The organism is uncultured Granulicatella sp. (assembly GCF_963515095.1).
Taxonomy (GTDB): domain Bacteria; phylum Bacillota; class Bacilli; order Lactobacillales; family Aerococcaceae; genus Granulicatella.
The window spans coordinates 1-4,132 of sequence record NZ_CAUPXD010000058.1 but is presented as its reverse complement, the minus strand read 5'-3'; the positions used below and the strand labels follow the sequence as shown (position 1 = coordinate 4,132).

6 protein-coding genes and 1 other annotated feature are annotated in these 4,132 nt (G+C 33.5%); all 6 genes read left to right on the top strand.

Annotated elements, in window-relative coordinates; all coding sequences use genetic code 11:
* Positions 1-131 precede the first annotated feature (131 nt).
* Positions 132-254: a sequence feature (ribosomal protein L20 leader region), on the top strand.
* A gap of 43 nt (positions 255-297) precedes the next feature.
* The 6 genes from infC to RWL86_RS08290 all read left to right on the top strand — a co-directional run bounded on the left by infC (position 298) and on the right by RWL86_RS08290 (position 4,087).
* The gene (gene infC, locus RWL86_RS08315) at positions 298-801 is read left to right on the top strand and encodes a translation initiation factor IF-3 (protein ID WP_006702953.1); all 504 of its coding nucleotides are present in this window, start codon (positions 298-300) and stop codon (positions 799-801) included.
* A 22-nt stretch (positions 802-823) separates the two neighbouring features.
* Positions 824-1,024, top strand: a complete 201-nt coding sequence (rpmI, locus tag RWL86_RS08310) for a 50S ribosomal protein L35 (protein ID WP_005605917.1) — start codon at positions 824-826, stop codon at positions 1,022-1,024.
* Positions 1,025-1,093: 69 nt separating this feature from the next.
* Positions 1,094-1,453 carry a 50S ribosomal protein L20 gene (gene rplT / locus RWL86_RS08305; RefSeq protein ID WP_006702952.1) on the top strand — a complete coding sequence of 120 codons (360 nt, stop codon included), beginning with the start codon at positions 1,094-1,096 and terminating at the stop codon, positions 1,451-1,453.
* 123 nt (positions 1,454-1,576) lie between these two features.
* Complete coding sequence (gene rplM, locus RWL86_RS08300) at positions 1,577-2,020, top strand: 50S ribosomal protein L13 (protein WP_006702951.1); 444 nt, start codon at positions 1,577-1,579, stop codon at positions 2,018-2,020.
* 13 nt (positions 2,021-2,033) lie between these two features.
* Entirely contained in the window at positions 2,034-2,426 is a 393-nt protein-coding gene (gene rpsI, locus RWL86_RS08295; RefSeq protein ID WP_006702950.1) for a 30S ribosomal protein S9, read from the top strand.
* A 689-nt stretch (positions 2,427-3,115) separates the two neighbouring features.
* Positions 3,116-4,087: a helix-turn-helix domain-containing protein gene (locus RWL86_RS08290; RefSeq protein ID WP_314078778.1), complete on the top strand. Its 972-nt coding sequence runs from the start codon at positions 3,116-3,118 to the stop codon at positions 4,085-4,087.
* The last annotated feature ends 45 nt before the right edge of the window (positions 4,088-4,132 follow it).

Here is a 4,132-nt window from a genome sequence, read left to right as displayed (position 1 = left end):
ACTTAAGTATATCAGATAGTTATGTTTTTTGTTGCACTTCATTTTACAATTCGGCGATTTAAAAAAATAAAAATAATTTTGTAGAAAATTGTTGACAAGAGTAGAGGATTACTGTAAACTACAGAAGTTGAGAAAACAAGCAGAAGCATCCCGCTTCTCGCCTAAGTTGACAAAAGTCCTTGGGCCGATAGTAATGTTTATTTAATGAAGACATTGGCAGCGGGGATATTTTGTTCTCGTTGCTTTTTTGCTTTTTTCTCTCAAAAATTTTGGAGGTGAACAATCATAGCAAAAGATATGATGGTCAATGATGGAATTCGAGCTCGTGAGTTACGTGTTATTGACAATAACGGTGAACAGATTGGTGTTCAAACAAAAAACGATGCATTACGTTTAGCAGAACAAGCTGGACTAGATTTAGTTTTAGTTTCGCCAAATGCAAAACCACCAGTTGCTCGAATTATGGATTATGGTAAGTATCGCTTTGAGCAACAAAAGAAAGAACGTGAAGCTCGTAAAAATCAAAAAGTCATCAATATCAAAGAAGTGCGTCTAAGCCCTACAATCGATGAAAACGACTTTAATACGAAATTGAAAGCAGCGCAAAAGTTTCTTGAAAAAGGCGACAAAGTGAAAGCTACAATCCGCTTTAAAGGACGTGCCATTACTCATAAAGAGATTGGACAAAAGGTTTTAGAACGTTTGGCAGAACAAGTTAGTGAACTTGCAACTGTCGAACAAAAGGCAAAAATGGACGGACGAAGCATGTTCTTGATGTTAGCGCCCAAAAATGATAAGTAAAAAGTAACAGGAGGAAAGTCTCATGCCAAAACAAAAAACACACCGTGGTTCAGCTAAACGTTTCAAACGTACAGGTGGTGGAGGATTAAAACGTTCACAAGCCTTCACAAGCCACCGTTTCCATGGTAAAACTAAGAAACAACGTCGTCACTTGCGTAAACAAACAATGGTTCACGCTACTGACATCAAACGTATTAAACAACAATTAAGTCAAATGCGTTAATTCAGCACGCAAAACTATTACATTTTCTAGACAGTCGCAAGAGACTGAAAGACCAAGGAGGAATTAATTATGCCACGTGTTAAAGGTGGAACAGTTACTCGTCGTCGTCGTAACCGTGTTTTAAAATTAGCTAAAGGTTACTACGGAGCGAAATCAAAATTATTTAAAACAGCTAAACAAGCAGTCATGAAATCATACATGTATGCTTACCGTGACCGTCGTCAAAAGAAACGTGATTTCCGTAAATTATGGATTGCACGTATCAATGCGGCAGCTCGCTTAAACGGATTAAGCTACAGCAAATTAATGCACGGCTTAAAATTAGCTGGTATCGAAATGAACCGCAAAATGTTAGCTGACTTAGCAGTTAACGATGCAGCAGCATTCACTGTTTTAGCTGAACAAGCTAAATCAGCATTAGCTAAATAATTATCTGAGAGATTATTTACAATTAGTAAAGGAATCACTCGATATTCCAATTAGATAAACCACCATTGAGCCCCGTTAAACTCAATGTGAAGAAATACCAAGAAGAATTTGGAGGAAATAATCGTGCGTACAACATTTATGGCAAAAGCTAGCACTACTGAACGTAACTGGGTTGTAATCGACGCTACTGATGTACCATTAGGACGTCTTTCAGCTGTTGCTGCAAGCATTTTACGTGGAAAAAACAAACCAACATTTACACCTAACGTTGACACAGGTGATTTCGTAATCATCATCAACGCTGATAAAGTTGCTTTAACAGGTAAAAAAGCATCTGATAAAGTTTACTATCACCACTCAAACCACCCAGGTGGATTGACTGCTCGTACAGCTGGTGAATTACGTGCAAACAACTCTCGTAAATTAGTTGAATTATCAATCAAAGGCATGTTACCTAAAAACTCTTTAGGACGTCGTCAATTTACTAAATTACATGTTTACGGTGGAGCTGAACATCCACATGCTGCACAACAACCAGTAGCAGTAGACATCCAATCACTAATTTAAGGAGGAAAAAGCATTGGCTCAAGCACAATACCGCGGCACTGGACGCCGTAAAAACTCAACTGCCCGTGTTATCTTAGTACCAGGGACAGGTAAAATTACTATTAACAAAAAATCAATTGAAGAATACATTCCATTTGCTTACTTACACGAAGTAATCAAACAACCTTTAAACATTACTGAAACAATCGGAACTTACGATGTATTAGTAAACGTTAATGGTGGTGGATTCACTGGTCAATCAGGAGCTATCCGTCATGGTATCGCTCGTGCATTATTAACAGTTGATCCTGATTTCCGTGGCGCTTTAAAAGCTGCTGGTTTATTAACTCGTGATCCTCGTATGAAAGAACGTAAAAAACCAGGTCTTAAAAAAGCTCGTAAAGCATCACAATTCTCAAAACGTTAATATTATATATTACGAATTCAAAGTACTCTGTTTTTACAGGGTACTTTTTTATTGAGAACTGGTGTGAACAATTGACGTGGGTGTTGTTGCTTTAGCAACTTACAGCCACGGCTGCGAAGCTCTGAAAGAGCCATAGCCTCAAAACGTTAATATTTTATATATCAACATTTCAACACTCTGTGGATTTCCACAGGGTGTTTTTTCATATAAGATCATAGAAATTGACTTTTCCGAATGTAGCAATGGACGCCAGTAGCCCTATCGGTCTCTTGGCTAAAATTTGAGCCTAGGGTCTCAAATTTTCCAGTACTAGAATCCGATGGGACGGCTTCTAGTACTCGTGCTACGGGGAAAAGCCATTTCTATTTTGACGGGTGTTTATGAGGGGGTGTTTTAGAGATAGTTATTTCCAAATTATTGTAAATAATAGTAATGATTATCTAAAAATCTTTAGAGGGAAAAATAATAATAATAAAAGTGTTTGAACTGACACGAAGTAGCAATGGATGAAAGTAAGTTTGTAAAAGTGAGTCTTATTCTCACAGAAAAAATCATTTAGTAGATAAATTTTTTCGTATTGTTACAAATGCTTGTTTTTTTGGAAAAAATTTAATTCATAAAATATTCGGTATATTGACGTACATTTTCATTAGGTTTAGAATTTGTAGTGTAGAATAGGAGTATTTAATATGGATGCAAATTTGTATGAGATTTTAACTAGACTTTCTGAAAATGAATTTAAGACTTCACGCGATTTATCAAAAGAGTTATCGATTAGTGATAAAACATTTAGAAATAGAATTAAAGAAATAAATGAAATTATAGAAAAATATGGAGCAAGTATTATTTCCAAAAAACATTACGGATATTTATTAGAAATTAAGAATCATCAATTATTTGATAAACTTATTGAGGAGTCAAATGAAATTAATTTTCCAAATACAACAGATGAGAGAAAAAAATTTATTTTAAAAATACTATTGAATGAAGAAACGTTTGTGAAAATTGACTATTTTAGTGAGGAATTATATATATCTAGAAATACTATTTCAAATATTTTAAAGAAAATTGAAAACGATGTAGCTACATATAATTTAGAAATTGAAAGACGACCTAATTATGGTGTTAGAATTGTTGGTTCAGAATTAGATAAACGAATTTGTATTATAAATAACTATAGTGACGAATTCAATACTAGAGAATATGAAGAACTAATTAAAAGTATTGTTGAAGAGAATAATAAAAACGGAATCTCAATGTCTGAAATTTCATTCGACTATTTTATGAAATATATTATTGTTTCGATTAATAGAATTAGTAAAAATCACCGTATTTTAGCTTCTTACCAAAATGAAAAGTTTAGTGATAAATTTAAAAATATTACTAGAGAATATATTAATATTATTGAAAATATGTATGGTGTTCTTTTTTGCAGAAAAGAATCGGATGCTTTCATGTTACAGTTTGTTTCTGTACTTCCTTCTGATTCATATATAAAATTCGCACCAAATTTTGTAATTACAAATAGAATTAATAATCTCGTATTAAAAATTCTAGATATTATAAATAGTACTCTAAGAATTGATTTTAGTGATGATTTAGATTTAATTTTATCACTAAGCAAACATTTAGTATTAATGGATATTAGAATAAAATCGTGAATTGTCAAGTCAAGTGCAACAAGCACTAACTTATCCTATATAGCT

Excerpts from the sequence above, each read along its gene's own strand:
- infC (WP_006702953.1), top strand. The coding sequence starts at position 298 with ATGATGGTCAATGATGGAATTCGAGCTCGTGAGTTACGTGTTATTGAC.
- rpmI (WP_005605917.1), top strand. The coding sequence starts at position 824 with ATGCCAAAACAAAAAACACACCGTGGTTCAGCTAAACGTTTCAAACGT.
- rplT (WP_006702952.1), top strand. The coding sequence starts at position 1,094 with ATGCCACGTGTTAAAGGTGGAACAGTTACTCGTCGTCGTCGTAACCGT.
- RWL86_RS08290 (WP_314078778.1), top strand. The coding sequence starts at position 3,116 with ATGGATGCAAATTTGTATGAGATTTTAACTAGACTTTCTGAAAATGAA.